The sequence below is a fragment of the Rhizobium anhuiense bv. trifolii genome, from assembly GCF_024346605.1.
Classification (GTDB): Bacteria; Pseudomonadota; Alphaproteobacteria; order Rhizobiales; family Rhizobiaceae; genus Rhizobium; species Rhizobium anhuiense.
The window spans coordinates 2,413,547-2,430,751 of sequence record NZ_CP098803.1 but is presented as its reverse complement, the minus strand read 5'-3'; the positions used below and the strand labels follow the sequence as shown (position 1 = coordinate 2,430,751).

Below are 17,205 nucleotides of genomic sequence, written 5' to 3'. Positions count from 1 at the left end.
ATTCCGGAAACCCGTCTTGTGTTGTTGCTTTATCGCTCCGGTACGAAGGCTTTTCCGAGCGACGCGGGCGTGTTGATCAACGTCGTACGCCGATTATGGGAAATGATGATGAGAACCACAATAGTCGCGGCATAGGGCAGCATCGAGAGGAATTGCGAGGGAATGCCGAGACCGAAGGCCTGCGCGTGAAGCTGCAGGATGGTGACCGCGCCGAAGAGATAGCCGCCGGCAAAGACCCGCCATGGCCGCCAAGAGGCGAAGACCACCAGCGCCAGAGTGATCCAGCCGCGGCCGGCCGACATGTTCTCCGCCCATTGCGGTGTGTAGACCAGCGAAAGCTGCGCGCCGGCGAGACCGGCGCAGGCGCCGCCGAACATCACCGCCAGGTAGCGCGTGCGGATGACGTGAATGCCGAGCGCATGGGCCGAACCATGATTGTCGCCGATCGCCCTGAGCTTCAGCCCGGTCCGGCTGCGAAACAGGAACCAGCTGACGCCGACCACAAGCGCGATCGACAGGTAGAAGATCAGATCCTGGCTGAAGAGAACGTGGCCGACGACCGGAATATCCGACACGACGGGAATGACGATCTCTCCAAGCCGGATGCCGGGCACGCTGACATAGGCTTCGCCGAGCATGCCGGATGCGCCGAGGCCGAGTAGGGTGAGCGCCAGCCCGGTCGCCACCTGGTTTGCCACCAGCGTCAGCGTCAGGAAGGCGAACAGGAGAGAAAACAGCGCACCCGCCGCAATGCCGCAGACAATGCCGATATAGGGCGAGCCCGAGTTCTGCGCACCGGCAAATGCGGCGACCGCGCCCATGATCATCATGCCCTCGACACCGAGATTGAGAACGCCGGAGCGCTCGGTCACGAGTTCGCCGAGTGCCGCGATGACGAGCGGCGTCGAGGCGGTGATGACGGTCAGCAGAATGGCTTCGAAGATGCTCATGCCGCCCCACCCCTTAACCGCGACCAGACAATGCGGATTTTGTAATAGATCAGCGTATCGCAGGAGAGCACGAAGAAGAGCAGCAGACCCTGGAAGACGCGGGTGACCTTGTCGGAAACGCCGAGCGAAAGCTGTGCTGCCTCGCCGCCGAGATAGGTCAGCGCCAGCACCAGGCCGGATGCGATGATGCCGAGCGGATTGAGGCGGCCGAGGAAGGCGACGATGATGGCGGTGAAGCCGTAGCCCGGCGAGATCGCCGGCTGCAGATGGCCGATCGAGCCTGAGACCTCACTGATGCCGGCAAGGCCGGCCAGCGCGCCCGAAAAGAGAAAGCTGAACCAGATCATCTTCTTCGACGAAAAGCCGGCAAAGCGCCCTGCCCGCTCGGATTGGCCGAGCACGACGATTTCGAAACCTTTCAGCGTATAGCGCAGCATGAACCAGACGCCGATCGCCGCAATGATGGCGAAGATGAAGGCCCAATGGGCGCGGCCAGATTCTTCCCAGATCGCCGGCAGCACCGCTTCCGGTGCGAAATCACGCGAGACCGGAAAATTGAAGCCCTTCGGATCGCGCCAGGCGCCGCGGATCAGCCAGTCGAGGAAGAGCTGGGCGATATAGACCAGCATCAGCGATGTCAGGATCTCATTGGTGTTGAAATGCGCCTTCAGCAGCGCCGGAATGGCAGCGAAGAGCGCACCGCCGAGTGCGCCAAGGATCAGCATCAGCGGCAGCACCAGCGGCGAATGCCAGTCGTAGAAGACGATCGGCAGATAGGAACCGGTGATGGCGCCGATGGTGAACTGGCCTTCGGCGCCGATATTCCAATTGTTCGAGCGGTAACAGACGGCAAGGCCGACGGCGATCAGTATCAGCGGAGCGGCCTTGATCGCCAATTCGTGCAGCGACCAGACCTCGAGCAGCGGCTCGATGAAGAAGGCGTCGAGGGCCTCGACCGGGTCCTTGCCGAGCATGGCGAACATGATGGCGCCAAAGGCCAGCGTCAGGACAAGGGCCAGAAGCGGCGAGACGAAAGCGTAGAGCTTCGAGACGTCGGGGCGTTTTTCAAGTTCAATGCGCATGGGGCGCCTCGGGTACAGAGCTGCTCTCGTGCAGGCCGCCCATCAGCAGGCCGATCTTTTCACGCGTCAGTTCGCCCGCCGGGAACGGGCGGGAAAGACGGCCCTCGGAGATGACAGCGATATCGGTCGCCACTTCGAAAATCTCGTCGAGATCCTGGCTGATGACGACGACGGCCGAGCCGTTTCTTGCGAGATCGACCAGGGCCTGGCGGATGCGGCTTGCCGCCCCGGCATCGACGCCCCAGGTCGGCTGGTTGACGACGAGAACCGCCGGCTGGCGGTCGAGCTCGCGGCCGACGATGAATTTCTGCAGATTGCCGCCTGATAAGGAGCCGGCGGCAGGATCATCGCCGCTCTTGCGGACATCCATGGCCTCGGAAATGCGCCGTGCGGCAGATTTCACCGCAGCGTGGCGGATGATGCCGAGCAGGCCCAGAAACGCCTTGCGGTCAGACTGGCTGCGGGCGAGGACGAGATTATCCGAGAGTTTCATGGCGGAGACGGCGGCATGGCCGTGACGCTCCTCCGGTACGAAGCCGGCGCCGAGAATACGGCGGGCGGTAATGCCCTGATTGCCCACGTGCTTTTTGCGGATGACGATCGCCTCTGCCGAGGCGACCGGATATTCACCGGACAATGCATCGAAGAGTTCGCTCTGGCCGTTGCCGGCGACACCGGCAATGGCGAGAATTTCACCCGAGCGCACCGCCATAGACACATCGCGCAGCGGCATGGCGAAGGGGGTGCGGGCAGAGACGGAAAGATTGGCGACGGCAAGCTGTACCTCGCCTTTGTCGCTGCGTTCCGGGTGGGTCACCGTCGCGACTTCGCTGCCGACCATCATGCGGGCGAGCGATGCAGGCGTTTCCTGCCTGGGATCGCAGGCGCCGGTCACGCGGCCATGGCGCAGCACAGTGGCGCGATCGCAGATGCGCTGCACCTCTTCCAGGCGATGGCTGATATAAAGAACAGAACGCCCTTCGGCACGCAGCTTGAACAGCGTCTCGAACAGCTTGTCGGCCTCCTGCGGCGTCAGCACCGAGGTCGGCTCGTCGAGGATGATCAGCTTCGGGTTCTGCAGCAGCGCGCGGACGATCTCGATGCGCTGGCGCTCGCCGACCGAGAGATCGGCGACATGGGCATGCGGATCGAGCGGCAGGCCGTAGGCGACCGACAGCGCCCTCGCCTCCTCGGCGATCCGGTCGATCGGGATGGCGTCATCGAGCGACAGCGCGATGTTTTCGGCAACCGTCAGCGCCTCGAACAGCGAAAAATGCTGGAAGACCATGCCGATGCCGAGCTGGCGGGCTTCGCCCGGCGAGGTGATCGCAACCGGCTGGCCCTGCCACAGGATATGCCCGCCCGTCGGCTCGAGAACGCCGAACAGCATCTTCACCAGAGTGGATTTGCCTGCACCATTTTCGCCGAGAAGCGCGTGAATTTCGCCCGGCGCGATATCGAGATCGATTTCATTGCAGGCGGCAAAGCTTCCGAAGAACTTCGTCAGCTTCTGGACCGATAATAACGCACCGGAATCCGGCACATTCAATGGCGACACGTTCCCCTCATTTCTTCTGCCAACCGGTCCGTTCGGATCTCATGGAATCAGCAGCGTCGTTCCTGTTGTTTTTCTTGTTTCCAGATCCGCGTGAGCCCGCCCAACCTCACGCAGCGGATAAGTTTGATTGATATTGATACGCACTTTGTTGCTTTGCACAATATCAAATAGCGCTTTGGCGCTGTCGATCAGTTCCCGGCGCGCGGCGATATAGGTGAAGAGCGTCGGCCGCGTCGCAAAGAGCGAACCCCTCTGCGCCAGCATCGCCAGGGTGAAACTCTCGATCGGACCCGAGGATTGGCCGAAGGAGGCAAAGAGACCGCGCGGCTTCAGGCAGTCAAGCGACTGTGGAAAAGTATCACGGCCGATCGAATCGTAGACGACATCGACGCCCTTGCCGCTGGTGATTTCGCGGACACGGTCGACGAAATTGTCGCTCTTATAGTTGATCACATGGTCGTAGCCATGGGCAAGCGCCAGCTCGATCTTGTCTTCGGAGCCCGCCGTGCCGATGACGGTGGCGCCGAGCGCCTTTGCCCATTGGCCGGCGATCAGGCCGACGCCGCCGGCGGCAGCGTGGAACAGCAGGACCGTCTCGGGCCCGACCTTGAAGGTGCGGTTCAACAGATATTCGGCGGTCATGCCCTTCAGCATCATCGCCGCTGCCGTTTCGAGCGCAATGCCGTCAGGCACATGCACCAGATGGCGCGTTTCGATATTGCGCTCAGCGCTGTAGGCGCCATCGGCGCTGGCATAGGCGACGCGGTCGCCAACCTTGAAATCCTCGACGCCGGGGCCGACCGATGTCACGGTGCCGGCGCCCTCCTTGCCGGTGACGAAGGGCAGATGCGGCACCTTGTAGCTGCCGTTGCGGAAATAGACGTCGATGAAATTGAGGCCGACCGCCGCCTGCTTGATCTGCACTTCGCCCGCCGAGGGCGGCGGGAGATCGATCTCGACATAGTCGAAAACCTCCGGCCCGCCCGTCCTCGAAAATGAAACAGCCTGCGTTTTGGTCATCTGCCTATCCTAAGCTTCGCGTCCAAGGGCGGGGAAGAATTGCAGCACCGCGCCGATGACGTAAAGATAGAGCCCGGTCACGATAAAGAGAATGAGTGCCCATTCGGGCGTGTCGAAATGCATCAGCAGCGAAAAAATGCCGAGTGCCGACCACAGGAAAAAGACGCCGAGGTTGAGCGGGCGCAGTCTCTTGACGCGGACCGGATGCAGAAAATTGATCGGCAGGAAGGTCAGCACCACCGAGATAACGACGACGGCAAGCGCGGTCGTCGCGCTGGCATCGATGACGAACAGCGTGAAAACGATCATGTTCCAGACGACCGGGAAGCCGGAGAAGAAATACTCATCCGTCTTCATGCCCATATCGGCATAGTAGATGGCGCTGGAGACGACGATCATGCCGGCGGCGACGAAGGACCAGGGCTCGCCGATCATGCCGCTCTGATAGAGCGCGAAGGCCGGCAGAAGCACATAGGTGACGTAATCGATGATATTGTCGAGCGTATCGCCCGACCAGTTGGGCAGCACTTCCTTGACGCGCACCTTGCGGGCGATCGGCCCGTCTATGCCGTCGACGAGAAGGGCGAGACCCAGCCACCAGAACATGTCGATGAAGCGATGCTCAGCGGCGGCAACGACGCCGAGAAAGGCAAGGAAGGAGCCGGATGCCGTCAGGATATGGACGGAAAAGGCGCGCATCTCCGCGTAAGGAACACGCTTGTAGTTGAAAATCTTCATATTCCCCCGACCGCCCTATCGCGCTCGCCCCGGCAAGCATCTTTTTTATTTCGCCACCATTGCCGGACCTGTTGCTGAGGGTTCCGACGCCGTAGGTCTTTGTTGTCGCACCGTTTTTGCCGAAAACCGGCATCCATTTCGGCGCGCCGCTCTAATATGCATCCTTTGCCGGGCTTCGCCAGCAGGAAATACGACTTTCCCCGCCCGCCCCTGCTTGCCCCCTAGTGGCCATTGAATCCTGACAATGACATGCATATTTCCTCTGATGGGCGCTGCATGGAATGGAATGCCTTTAATTCCGGCCCGATATGTAATATCAGCCTCGCATCCGACAGTTCATCCGACGAAACGGGATCCTCTACCGCAATGAACGCGCCTGCAAAGACCGAAGACTTCGCCCCGTCCATCCCCGCCGGCGTTTACGCCGAGACGGTGCTCGCTGTGACGCACTACACCGACCGGCTCTTCCGCTTCACGATGACCCGGCCGCAGGGCTTCCGTTTCCGTTCCGGCGAATTCGCGATGATCGGCCTGATGGTCGAGGGCAAGCCGGTCTTCCGCGCCTATTCGATCGCCAGCCCAGCTTGGGCCGAAGAGCTTGAATTCTTCTCGATCAAGGTGCCGGACGGCCCGCTGACCTCGCATCTGCAGGCGATCAAGCCGGGCGACCAGGTGCTGATGCGCAAGAAGCCGACCGGCACGCTGGTGCTCGACGCGCTGACGCCCGGCCGTCGTCTCTACATGTTCTCGACGGGAACGGGCATTGCGCCTTTCGCCAGCCTGATCCGCGATCCCGAGACCTATGAGAAGTTCGAGGAAGTCATCCTCACCCATACGACCCGCGATGTCGCCGAGCTGAAATACGGCTTCGACCTCGTGCACGAAATCCAGAACGACGAATTGCTGAAGGAAGTCGTCGGCGACAAGCTGCGCCACTATGCGACCGTCACACGCGAGGATTTCGAATATCGCGGCCGCATCACCGACCTGATCTCCTCCGGCAAGCTGTTTACCGATCTCGGCGTACCGCCGCTCGACCCGGCAATCGACCGCGGCATGATCTGCGGCTCCTCGGCGATGCTGAAGGACACCAAGGAACTGCTCGAAAAGGCCGGCCTCGATGAAGGCGCCAACAGCAAGCCCGCCGAGTTCGTCATCGAGCGCGCTTTCGTCGGCTGAAATTTTTCCCGACAATCCGATCAGACAGCGGCTCCGGAAACGGGGCCGTTTCTATTCCTGGCTGAGATAATTGATCAGCGTCGCCATGGTGGCGCGCGCCTCGTCCGGCCTGCCCTGATGGATGGCCTGGATGACGGCGACATGCAGCGCGATGGCGCGATCCATGCGCTCCGGGCTTGCGGTGGAATACCAGAGGCGGCGCGAATGCGTCTGTACCGGGCCGAGCGCGGCCATGATGAAACCGTTCGGGCAGGCATCCTCGAGAATTTCGTCGAAGGCCTTGTCAGCGGCAAAAAATCCGGCGAGATCACCCGTCACAGTGCATTCGTCCATGGCGCGGGCACAGTCGACGAGACGCGCGCGCTGTTCGTCGCTCGCATGTTCGGCGGCCAAGCCTGCTGCGATCGGCTCCAGCTCGCGGCGCACCTGCATGACATTGCGATGATCCCCAGCCGCGATCTTGGCGACCTGCAGCCCGACGCGCGGCTTCACCAGGATCAGCCCCTGCCAGGCGAGCTTCTGGATGGCCTCACGCACCGGCGTGCGCCCGTGGCCCGCCATATCGATCAGCTGCTTTTCGGTGACAAGCGCGCCGGGCTTCAACGCCAGCGTCACGATCAGATGCTCCAGCGCGAGATAGGCAAGATGGCTTTGTGAAGTCTGCATGCCTGGTTCCGTTGCCCTACTGATATATCACATAGTCGCACGCTCGAAAACCGATGGCAAGTCAGACTGATATATCAGAATAGAGACAGATAGATAACATAGCGAGCCTGCGAAGTTCGGTGAATGGTGTTGCGATACCAGCGCCTCCCCCACCCTCCGTTAGCGTGGAGACACATCATCCCACAACGCATTTATTCGTGCCGCAACGCCTCGATGGGGTTGAGCTGCGCTGCCCTTCTCGCCGGGAAATAGCCGAAGATCATGCCGATTGCCGCGGAGAACAGGAAGGCGACGGCGATCATCATCGGGCTGAAGACGAAGGGCACTTTCAGCAACGTCACCGCGCCGAAGCCGAGGCTGAGCCCCAGCACGATGCCGGTGATGCCGCCGAACAGCGACAGCGCCACGGCTTCGACCAGGAACTGGGTGAGCACCTGGTTTTCCAGGGCGCCGATTGCGAGACGAATGCCGATCTCGCGGGTGCGTTCGGTGACGGAGACCAGCATGATGTTCATGATGCCGATGCCGCCGACGAGCAGGCTGATGGCGGCGACGGCGCCGAGCAGGCCGGTCAGCAGCGTCGTCGTGCCGGTCATCGCCTCGGCGATCTGCGTCATGTCGTTGACGTTGAAATCGTCCTGGCGGCCGGGCACGATCTTGCGGCGCTCGCGCAGGAGATTTTCGACATCGGACTGCACCTTGGCCGTGGAGACGCCATCGCGCGCCGAGATGATGATCTGCGGCACGTTGGAGCTGCCGCTGATACGCCGCTGGAATACCTTGACCGGCATGATCACGACATCGTCCTGGTCGTTGCCCATGCCGGACTGGCCGCGTTTGGCGAGCACGCCGATGACCGGGCATGAGACCTTGCCGACGCGGATCTGCTGGCCTGTGGGGTCGGCGCTGCCGAAGAGCTGCGATCGCACCGTCTCGCCGATGATGCAGCGAGACTGGCCGCGTTCCTCGGCGGGAGTGAAAGTGCGGCCGAGCGCCAGATTCCAGTCCTGGGCGACGAAATAATCGTTGGTGGTGCCCGACACGCTGGTCGAATGGTTCTGGCCGCCGAAAATCACCGTCGCCGTCGACTGGTTGAGCGGCGCGACAGCCCTCAGGCCGCCAATCTGGTCGCGGATCGCCGCGACGTCCTTGACGCTGAAGCGCTTGGCCTCGGAGCTCGCCCGGCCGGGACCGAACTGGCCGGGACGGACGAACAGCATGTTGGTGCCGAGCCGCGACAGTTCGGTCGAGACCTGCGCGGTGGTGCCGTTGCCGATCGTCACCAGCGCGATGACGGCGGCAACGCCGATGACGACGCCGAGCACGGTCAGGAAGGAGCGCAGCATGTTGCGGCTGATGGCCCGCAGCGCCAGCTTCAGCGTCTCAAAGAACATGATCCGCCCTCCTCCGGTGCTCGACTTCGGTCTCCAGCTTTCCATCGACGAAACGCAGCAGCCGCTGCGCATAGGCGGCAATATCAGGTTCGTGGGTGACCATGACGATGGTGATGCCCTGCTCGCGGTTCAGCCGCGTCATCAAATCCATGATCTCGACGCTGGTCTTCGTATCGAGATTGCCGGTGGGCTCGTCGGCCAGAAGCAGTGCCGGCTCGGTGACGATGGCGCGGGCGATGGCGACGCGCTGCTGCTGGCCGCCTGACAGTTCCTGTGTCTTGTGATGTTCGCGGCCGGTGAGGCCGACCAGCGCCAGGGCTTCGCGGGCCCGTTCGCGCCGCTCGCGCACCGCCATGCCGCGATAGATCAGCGGCAATTCGACATTTTCGACGGCCGAGGTGCGCGACAGGAGGTTGAAGCCCTGGAAGACGAAACCGAGCATATGGCGGCGCAGCAGCGTCAGCTGGCTGCGGTCGAAGCCGCTGGTCGGAATGCCTTGGAAGATGTAGTCGCCTGATGTCGGCACGTCGAGGCAGCCGAGAATGTTCATCGCCGTCGACTTGCCGGAGCCTGACGGACCCATGATCGCGACGAATTCATGGGCGTTGATCGCCAGGTCGACGTGGTCGAGCGCGCGGATCGCCGCCTCGCCCTCGCCGTAGATTTTCGAGACCTGCCTGAATTCGATGAGCGGCGGGCTTGCCATCCGTCTCTCCGCCTAGTTCGCACGCGTCGTGGCGTCGGTCACCAGTGCGTCGTCTTGCTTGATGTCGCCGGAGACGACCTGGGTGAACTGGCCGTCGGATGAGCCGACCTGGATGATGACGGGTACCGGGCGGCCGTTGCGCAGCACCCAGACACGGCGCTGCGTGCCCGTCAACGCCGAACCGGCATTGTTGTTGCGCTGGCGTGGCGGGCCGAAGATACCAAAAATGCCGCGGCCGCGCCGTTCCGCCTGCGCCGGAGCGTAGCGCAGCGCGGCGTTCGGCACCATCAGCGTGTCCTTGACGGCCTCGACGGTGACATCGGCCGTCGCCGTCATGCCGGGGCGCAGCAGCAGATCGGCATTGTCGACCGACAGCACCGCCTTGTAGGTGACGACATTGTTGACCACCTCGGAGGCGAAGCGGATCTGCTCGATTTCGGCGGGAAAAGTCCGGTCGGGATAGGCGTCGACCGTGAACTTCGCCTTCTGGCCGACGGCGATCTGGCCGACATCGGCTTCGTCGACATCGACCTGCAGCTCCATCTTCTTCAGGTCGCCGGCAATGGTGAAAAGGATCGGAGCCGAAAGCGAGGCTGCGACCGTCGCGCCCGGATTGACCGAGCGGGTGAGGATGACGCCGTCGATCGGCGAGATGATCTTCGCCTTGGCGAGATTGACTTCGGCAAGCTGCAGGTCGGCTTCCGCGGCGAGGACTTCGGCTTCGTTGATCTGTTTGGCGGCAACGGCGGAATCATATTTGTAGGTGGCGTCGTCCAGGCTCTGCTGGGTGGAGACATTGCTCCTGACCAGGCTCTTCAACCGCTCGAGCGAGGTGCCTGCCGATTGCATGTCGGCATTGGCCTTGACGACGTTCGCCTTGGCCGAATTGAGCTTGGCCCGCGAGCTTTTCACATCCGCCTCGAGCTTGTTGGTGTCGAGAAGGGCGAGTACTTCGCCTGACTTGACCGTGCTGTTGTAATCGACATTGACGTCGCGAACCGTGCCGGAAAGCTCGCTCGATATATCCACCTGCTCGGTCGGTTGCACCGAGCCGGTGGCGGTGACGAGCACGGTCAGGTCGCCGCGTTTTGCCGGCTGGGTGGCGTAGCTCACTTCGCTCTGCCCTCTGCCCATATAGACATAAGCGGCGCCTGCGGCGGCGGCGATGACGAGGAGAAGAATGAGCAGGCGCCCACGCCAGCGGCTGCGCTTGCCCTGACGTCCCGACGCGGCAAGGATCGCTGCGAGGTCGGACGCTTCACCTGCCTTTGCTCCGGTTTCGCTGCCGCTTACGATTTTATTCATGCTGTCCTCGATCAGTGCCGCTTGCGGCCTCTGCGGTGAAATAATCACAACGCAGATGAACCGGCGATTAGCGTTGCCGCGGAAGTGGCACGGAATTGCGGATGGGTGAAATGAAATATTGGTAAGGAAAATCAAGTTTTGGGTGCGCCGAGCATGTCGCGCAATGTGTGCCGCGGTTTTGCGATCCCGACATGCGGCCGACCCAAGACCTAAAGCCCGGCAAGCGATGTCGATCGCGACGCGCTTTAGCGCCCGTCAGTTCGCATCCTCGACAAATTGGCCGGCGCCGGGCAAAGGATGCAGCCAGGGTTCACGCCGCTTGATCCAGACTTCATGGCCGGGCGCAAGGTCGGTCGGCGGCGTGTCGAGCGAGCCCAGGCGGAGCTCCGCCTCATCGTCTCTGAGGCAGAAAAGCCGGCTGCCGCAAGCAGGGCAGAAGCTGCGGCCGGCGAACGTGGCGATCTCACCGCTGTGGAAAAAAGCCTGACGTGGCCAGACCGCGAAGAACACAAAGGCGGAGCCGCTCGATTTGCGGCAATCGGCGCAGTGGCAGAGGCCGACGCGAAGCGGCTCGCCTTCCACCCTGTAGGCGACCGCTCCGCAAAGGCAGCCTCCGGTTCGGATCCTCATAAAGCGCCGTCAGGCGTCGAGATTGGTCGGCAGGCCCGGCGGGCGCCGCTTCGCCGCCATCAACAGGTCGAGTTCGGTCGCCGACGGGCCGAACTTGTCGTAGAGGCGCTTTGCCTCCTTGTCATCCAACCGGTATTTCCTGGCAAACTCGCCGATGCTGTAGGGGCGGCCACGCAACACTCTCCGCGCCGGGGTCGCCGTATTCGGTGCGTCGGTCATGGTTTTCTCCTTTTCGTCACGTCCCCTTTAAGCTAGTGCGACCCGTCGATTTGGAAAGAGCCGGCGCGCCGCATCGAGGCTTCCGGCATGGGGGAATGCGGTTGTTTTCCTGGAACCTTTTCGCCAATATGTGGGTTATCGGACCGAGGTTGCGGGCCGCGCCAAGCGGACGCGGCGGTGCCGGAGAACATCGGGATTTTTCCGCTTTCTCCCGATGGCCAACGAAATGGCAGACGAGTTCCCTACCCGCCCGGTCCGCCTCGTTGACGCCATCCCTTCACCATGAAGCCGGAGAGTTCCGCGATAGCCTAACACGCTTATTGACTCGCCTCGACGTGCTGTTCACACGGTCACTATCAAGGGACAATAATAGCCATGGCTAGAAAGCCGCTTTCTCGAAGGTATTCGACCAGTTCAGAAAAGGGGATGGTGGCGATAGTGAAGAGAGAATCTCTGGACGTAACCAGCAGAGCCCGGCTGGAAATCACGGGAACCTGCCCCCATTCGAAATTCGAGAAATGGGGCCAGAACAACGGGGTACGCCGAGAGTATTCTGCATATTGCTCGCCGAACAGGTGAGATAAATATACGGCCTCTCGCTCCGCCGTATATCTGAAGACGAGATAGGCGAGCAATGTGAAAATTGCGGTAGAGAGCAGGCTTCCAAACACCAGGCAGACGCCGATGATCATGCACAGCGAAAAGACGTACAGAGGGTTGCGAGTGATCGAATAGGGTCCCTTAGTCACGAGCTCGGAATTCTTTCGACCTCCAATATAGACGGTCGACCAGATTCGTCCGATTACACCAAAGGCGATCAGCAATGTTCCGACTTGAGCGAGTAACGTCGGAATAATGCTTTCCGAAGGGAATATCGGATGCACAATAAGCTGGACGGTTACAAAAGCCACCGTGAGTGCCCAAAGCACAAAGATTCGCCGCTTCTGCTTGAACGGAAGACTGGCAGACGTTGGATAGACCATAACTGGTTCCTATCTTTATAAAACAATGAAATGGTTTAGGCTCTGGTTGCCCGCTCCTTAGCGAGGAAGGCAGTTATCCGCCGTCTTCCACCTTCTTTTTCTTGCAAGGATGCTCCTCTTGCGCGCGCCATTCCCTCACCAGCTGGCGGCGGTTGCGCGGATAGCGATCGTCCAAGAAATCGACCGCCAAAATGTGGTCGGCCTGAAAAACGCGAAATTCGTTATGCAATTCGCACCAGCCAGCGACAGACCGTTTTGAGTCGATAAATCCCAGCATGATGGGCCATATGGTCCGGTCCGACACAGTGCCTATTTGATCTGTGTGCGTGATGTGGATCTTCCGCTGGTCGCGCATCGCTCGTCTGACCTGCGCCAGGTCAAGCAACGTTGAGCCCTTCTCAGCACCGCCAACAAAGAATGTATTGTCGTCCAAGCCTTGCCGCATGTCAGGAGGAAGGACACCGCCAATTTTTGCGAGCGCGTTTTGAACAGCGCACGCCAAAGCGTCGTCAGTATGCCGGCTAACCCATTGCGCCCCGGCTACAAGCGCCTGAATTTCCTCTTCGGTCAGAGAAAGCGGCGGTAAAAGAAATCCTGGGCGCAGTAGATAGCCGACGCCTGGCTCCCCATCGATATCTGCACCCATCGCTTGTAGCGTAACCATGTCACGACGAATCGTTCGAAGCGAAACGCCGAGCTCTCGTGCCAATACCTCGCCGGACACCGTCCCACGGTGACGGCGAAGAACCTGCATGAGGTCAAATAATCGGTGGCTTCGCGACACGATTAATCCATCCCAACAAGGGCTTTCCCACCAAGCCGGCGCCCAGCCTCAAGAGCTGTGATGAGTTGGATCGCCTCGGTAAGGGGCACAATTTCGGCGATTGGAAGGCGAATTTTTCCGTCTTTGGCTGCGCGCGCAAGGTTATCCAGAATATCGGCTCTCGGCGTGCACACGACAACCTTCAGACGCCGATTAAACATCGCACGAACGAATTTTGCTGGTGTGGGATTGATATCCAAAAATCGACCTTTCTCACGCAAAAGACCAGTACCCACCGCTATCGGCATCGTGGCAGCGGTGTCATAGACTACATCGAAGCGCTCGCGAATAGTCGACAAATCAGTCGTGCGATAGTCGAAGACGGTTTGAACTCCGAGAGACCGTGCCCGCTCCATGGCGCCTGCGCTGCAACTGCCCGAAACCGTCGCGCCTCGCATGAGCGCGATTTGCACCGCCGCTTCCCCCACCCCGCCGGTACAGCCATTGATAAAGACACGCTCGCCGGCCTTCAGCTCCGCCTTGTCGACCAGGCCGTTCCAAGCGGTGGCTCCCGGAGTTCCGAGGCAGGCGGCATCCTCAAACGAAACTGTTTCAGGCTTCTTTGCCAAGAAGATTTCTTTGGTGACAACGGCCTGCCCTAGCGCACCACTTTCCTTGAAGCGGGCAAGGCCGAACACCGGGTCGCCGATCTTGAAACGCGCAACACCCGGGCCGATGGCAATAACCGTCCCGGAGATGTCCATACCCATCGCACGGGGGAAGGTCTTGCCGGTAACAATCTTCATGCTGCCGGCCCGCAGCTTCCAGTCAATGGGATTGATAGCTGCAAACTTGACCCTAACAGCCACTTCGCCTTTGTTAGGCATGGCCAGTTTAAAGTCTTCGAGCCGCATCAGATGCGGACCGCCATACTGGTGATATTGAATGCGTTTCATCTGCGTGTCACAGTTCCATCTCAAGCCGTGCACAGATCGGCAACCGCCACCTTGGCGAATAGGTGAGGCCGCGCGACGACTGATGGCGGATGGGCCTTGAGCTTCTCCTGGAATTCGGGAGTTTGGAAAGCCTCGCGCCATGCGCTCACGCTGTCGAAGACAGCGTAATTGAGATATGTTGGGTTCTCGCCGATGGCACGGTGTAGCTGCGTCGAGATGAAGCCGGGTTGGCGTTTCATGAACAGCGAGTCAGCGGTCCAGGCAGCAAGGAAGGCATCTTCCTCCTCCGGGACCATAGTTAAGAGATTGATCATCACTATTGGGCCGCCTTCAAGGTCTTTCTGACGCGCGACGGGATAGGCAGGATCGAGTGGTTCAAATCTGGACATGTTTTCAAATGCCTTTTCAACGCATGAAGGAAACTGAGGTCTCGCTCTGTTGAGACGCGGTATACACCCGCATGGTGACAGTTTCCGGCACCACGCTTTCTCAGAACTCGACTTGCCTTCAACTTCATTTGCGAAATCAAGACGCACCTTTGCCCGAAAATACACGACCGGCACTCTTCATCCGTATTGATGATTCTCGCTCATAAGTTCATGCGATTTGCCACGCCTAATCATAGCTAGGCGCGCGCTTTATATTCAGAGCATGAGATCGGGAAGCGGTCGACGACTGTGGCCGAGACGAGCGGAGAGCGACAATGAACTGGTCGAATGACGAGCTTAGCAAAATCGATCGAGCCGACGATTTGAAAATCGCACCGTTTCGGGAAGATGGCGTCACCTATGGGACCCCGACCTGGATCTGGGAGGTCGTGGTCGATGGCGCGCTCTACGTACGCGGCTACCATGGTCAGAAGTCCCGCTGGTATCAGGCCGCGGTCCACCAGAAGGCCGGACGGATCATTGCGGCCGGCATGACGCGCATGGTCGCCTTCGAGCCGGTCGACGGTCCGATCAATGATCGCATCGATGACGCCTACCGCGCGAAATACGGCAAGAGCCAGTATCTACCACCGATGGTCAGCACCCGAGCACGCGCGGCAACCGTTAGGATCACGCCACGAGAGGAAAATACCTAACGGCGGCCGGATCGAATGCGGTCGGCATCGCGTCGAGGCGCGCGTCGTCGATAGCTCTTCAAATCAACTTCAAAGAAGGAGAAGCAAATGATCAAGCGCACGCTGGGCCAGGGCCTTGAAGTATCCGCTTTATCGCTAGGCGCCATGGGCTATGGCAAGGCCCGCGAGCTCCCGGACCGGGCTGACATGATCGACCTGATTCGAACTGCTGTCGAACACGGCATGGACTTCTTCGACACCGCCGAAGTCTATGGCCCCTGGACGAACGAGGAGATGGTCGGCCAGGCGCTTGCTCCGGTTCGCGACAAGGTGAAGATCGCGACGAAGTTCGGCTGGGATATCGATCAGGAGACTGGCGAGCACCGTGGTGGCGTCAACAGCAAGCCGGCACAGATCCGCCGCGCCATTGAGGGCAGCCTAAAGCGCCTGCGCATCGACCACATCGACCTCTATTATCAGCACCGGGTCGATCCGGGAGTGCCTATGGAAGATGTAGCCGGGACGGTCGGGGAACTGATTGCCGAGGGCAAAGTGCGGTGGTTCGGCATGTCTGAGGCGGGTGCCCAATCCATACGGCGAGCGCATGCAGTGCAGCCGGTGGCAGCGTTGCAGAGCGAATATTCCTTGTGGACCCGCGAGCCCGAAGCCGAAGTCATCCCGACGATCGAGGAACTCGGTATCGGGCTTGTGCCGTTTAGCCCGCTCGGCAAGGGATTTCTGACCGGCAAGATCGACGTCAACACCACGTTCGACAATTCCGATATCCGAGCGGGAATCCCCCGCTTCTCCGAGGAAGCACGTATCGCCAACCAGAAGCTGGTCGATCTGATCCGCCAAATCGGCGAGAAGCATCGCGCAACGCCTGCGCAGGTCGCGCTAGCCTGGCTGCTGGCCCAGAAGCCCTGGATAGTTCCACTGTTCGGCACACGCAAGCTCGAGCGGTTCGAGGAGAATATCGGGGCGCTGAACGTCACCTTGGACAAGGTCGATCTGGATGAGATCGCGCAAGCCAACATCATCATTCAGGGAGCTCGTTACCCCGACGCAATGCTGCGCCGATCCGGTCTCTAGCGGCACACTGTGGCATCTATTGCAGGGTTAGCCCAAGGCGATGCCGGAACCACCAAGCTGGAAGGATATCATCATGAAACGACTTTTGGCCGCCACGGCAATCTCGGTCACTATGGGCGAGCCTGTCATGGCCCAGGAAAGTATTGGCGGCGGAGCCATGCCGAGAAGTGCTTCATCACTGTCGCTCAGCGACATTCAGTCCGTATCGCCGGCCCTTGGCCGCTACGCAGAAGAAGACGTGATCGGAAACCTGTGGCAAAGGCCGCAACTGTCACGCCGCGATCGCAGCATCGTCACGGTGGCCGTTTTGATCGCCCGAAGTCAAGCAGTCGATCTGAAGCACCATCTTGGCGTCGCTCTCGATAACGGGGTGACCCCGACGGAGGTTTCCGAGATCATCACGCATCTGGCTTTCTACTCAGGCTGGTCGAACGCGATGTTCGCAATCGTCGCGACGAAGGACGTATTCAAAGATCGGGGCATCACGGCCGATCAGATGCCTGCGGCCTCTCCACAACTGCTGCCGCTCAACGAAGAGACCGAGTGCCAACGCGCGACCGGCGTTGAGAAGAATGTGGGCCCGATCTCTCCGGGGCTGGTGCAGTTTACCACCGATCCACTGTTCCTCGATCTCTGGCAGCGGCCGGGCCTTGCACCGCGCGACCGTAGCCTTGTGACGGTCAGTTCGCTGATCGCATCTGGCCAGAGCACCCAGATTACCTATCACCTCAACCGCGCCATGGATAACGGCCTTACCGCCGAAGAAGCCGGCGAGGTCGTTGCCCATACGGCCTTCTACGCCGGCTGGCCGAACGCCTTCTCTGCGTCGTCGGTTGTCGGAGAGGTACTGCGCAGCCGGGCGATGTGAGGCTCCAACCTGCAGCGGAAGCATGCCGGTCCG

Annotated in this window: 19 protein-coding genes; 4 read left to right on the top strand and 15 right to left on the bottom strand. The window is 60.7% G+C overall.

Annotated elements, in window-relative coordinates:
- Positions 1-29: 29 nt before the first annotated feature.
- Genes NE851_RS20760 through pcsA form a run of 5 tightly spaced genes read right to left on the bottom strand, consistent with a single transcriptional unit; the run spans position 30 to position 5,348 of the window.
- The gene (locus tag NE851_RS20760) at positions 30-950 is read right to left on the bottom strand and encodes an ABC transporter permease (protein ID WP_028757438.1); all 921 of its coding nucleotides are present in this window, start codon (positions 948-950) and stop codon (positions 30-32) included.
- A complete protein-coding gene (locus NE851_RS20755) occupies positions 947-2,032 on the bottom strand; it encodes an ABC transporter permease (RefSeq protein WP_028757437.1) in 1,086 nt (361 codons plus the stop codon). Before NE851_RS20755 ends, NE851_RS20760 begins: the two co-directional genes overlap by 4 nt.
- Complete coding sequence (locus NE851_RS20750) at positions 2,022-3,590, bottom strand: ABC transporter ATP-binding protein (RefSeq protein ID WP_254957225.1); 1,569 nt, start codon at positions 3,588-3,590, stop codon at positions 2,022-2,024. The genes NE851_RS20755 and NE851_RS20750 overlap by 11 nt, the downstream gene beginning before the upstream one ends.
- Before the next feature lie 39 nt (positions 3,591-3,629).
- The gene (locus NE851_RS20745) at positions 3,630-4,610 is read right to left on the bottom strand and encodes a quinone oxidoreductase family protein (RefSeq protein ID WP_097623150.1); all 981 of its coding nucleotides are present in this window, start codon (positions 4,608-4,610) and stop codon (positions 3,630-3,632) included.
- A 9-nt stretch (positions 4,611-4,619) separates the two neighbouring features.
- On the bottom strand, positions 4,620-5,348 hold the full coding sequence (pcsA, locus tag NE851_RS20740) for a phosphatidylcholine synthase (protein ID WP_028757434.1): 729 nt from the start codon (positions 5,346-5,348) through the stop codon (positions 4,620-4,622).
- A gap of 366 nt (positions 5,349-5,714) precedes the next feature.
- Here pcsA and NE851_RS20735 point away from each other — a divergent pair, with 366 nt between their 5' ends.
- Positions 5,715-6,527 carry a ferredoxin--NADP reductase gene (locus NE851_RS20735; protein ID WP_028757433.1) on the top strand — a complete coding sequence of 271 codons (813 nt, stop codon included), beginning with the start codon at positions 5,715-5,717 and terminating at the stop codon, positions 6,525-6,527.
- Between the two features lie 51 nt (positions 6,528-6,578).
- Here the strand turns inward: NE851_RS20735 and NE851_RS20730 are convergent, their stop codons facing one another.
- From NE851_RS20730 to NE851_RS20685, 10 genes are all read right to left on the bottom strand, one after another.
- The gene (locus NE851_RS20730) at positions 6,579-7,193 is read right to left on the bottom strand and encodes a GntR family transcriptional regulator (protein ID WP_028757290.1); all 615 of its coding nucleotides are present in this window, start codon (positions 7,191-7,193) and stop codon (positions 6,579-6,581) included.
- A 191-nt stretch (positions 7,194-7,384) separates the two neighbouring features.
- Positions 7,385-8,587, bottom strand: coding sequence for an ABC transporter permease (locus tag NE851_RS20725; RefSeq protein ID WP_028757291.1), 1,203 nt, complete (start codon positions 8,585-8,587; stop codon positions 7,385-7,387).
- A complete protein-coding gene (locus tag NE851_RS20720) occupies positions 8,577-9,293 on the bottom strand; it encodes an ABC transporter ATP-binding protein (protein WP_028757292.1) in 717 nt (238 codons plus the stop codon). Before NE851_RS20720 ends, NE851_RS20725 begins: the two co-directional genes overlap by 11 nt.
- A 12-nt stretch (positions 9,294-9,305) precedes the next feature.
- On the bottom strand, positions 9,306-10,598 hold the full coding sequence (locus tag NE851_RS20715) for an efflux RND transporter periplasmic adaptor subunit (RefSeq protein WP_028757293.1): 1,293 nt from the start codon (positions 10,596-10,598) through the stop codon (positions 9,306-9,308).
- A gap of 255 nt (positions 10,599-10,853) precedes the next feature.
- Positions 10,854-11,228 (bottom strand): GFA family protein, encoded by a 375-nt coding sequence (locus NE851_RS20710; RefSeq protein ID WP_028757294.1) that lies wholly within the window; start codon positions 11,226-11,228, stop codon positions 10,854-10,856.
- A 9-nt stretch (positions 11,229-11,237) separates the two neighbouring features.
- Positions 11,238-11,447 carry a hypothetical protein gene (locus NE851_RS20705; protein ID WP_003539563.1) on the bottom strand — a complete coding sequence of 70 codons (210 nt, stop codon included), beginning with the start codon at positions 11,445-11,447 and terminating at the stop codon, positions 11,238-11,240.
- 356 nt (positions 11,448-11,803) lie between these two features.
- Positions 11,804-12,430 carry a methyltransferase family protein gene (locus tag NE851_RS20700; RefSeq protein ID WP_028757295.1) on the bottom strand — a complete coding sequence of 209 codons (627 nt, stop codon included), beginning with the start codon at positions 12,428-12,430 and terminating at the stop codon, positions 11,804-11,806.
- 73 nt (positions 12,431-12,503) lie between these two features.
- Entirely contained in the window at positions 12,504-13,184 is a 681-nt protein-coding gene (locus tag NE851_RS20695; protein WP_049813456.1) for a helix-turn-helix transcriptional regulator, read from the bottom strand.
- Between the two features lie 32 nt (positions 13,185-13,216).
- The gene (locus NE851_RS20690; RefSeq protein WP_254957216.1) at positions 13,217-14,149 is read right to left on the bottom strand and encodes an NAD(P)-dependent alcohol dehydrogenase; all 933 of its coding nucleotides are present in this window, start codon (positions 14,147-14,149) and stop codon (positions 13,217-13,219) included.
- Positions 14,150-14,169: 20 nt separating this feature from the next.
- Positions 14,170-14,538 carry an antibiotic biosynthesis monooxygenase family protein gene (locus NE851_RS20685; protein WP_028757298.1) on the bottom strand — a complete coding sequence of 123 codons (369 nt, stop codon included), beginning with the start codon at positions 14,536-14,538 and terminating at the stop codon, positions 14,170-14,172.
- Between the two features lie 314 nt (positions 14,539-14,852).
- Between NE851_RS20685 and NE851_RS20680 the strand changes: the two genes are divergently transcribed.
- The 3 genes from NE851_RS20680 (at position 14,853) to NE851_RS20670 (ending at position 17,172) form a co-directional block, all read left to right on the top strand.
- Positions 14,853-15,233: a DUF2255 family protein gene (locus NE851_RS20680; RefSeq protein WP_028757299.1), complete on the top strand. Its 381-nt coding sequence runs from the start codon at positions 14,853-14,855 to the stop codon at positions 15,231-15,233.
- Between the two features lie 87 nt (positions 15,234-15,320).
- Positions 15,321-16,304, top strand: coding sequence for an aldo/keto reductase (locus tag NE851_RS20675; RefSeq protein ID WP_028757300.1), 984 nt, complete (start codon positions 15,321-15,323; stop codon positions 16,302-16,304).
- Between the two features lie 73 nt (positions 16,305-16,377).
- Complete coding sequence (locus tag NE851_RS20670) at positions 16,378-17,172, top strand: carboxymuconolactone decarboxylase family protein (protein ID WP_028757301.1); 795 nt, start codon at positions 16,378-16,380, stop codon at positions 17,170-17,172.
- Positions 17,173-17,205: the final 33 nt, after the last annotated feature.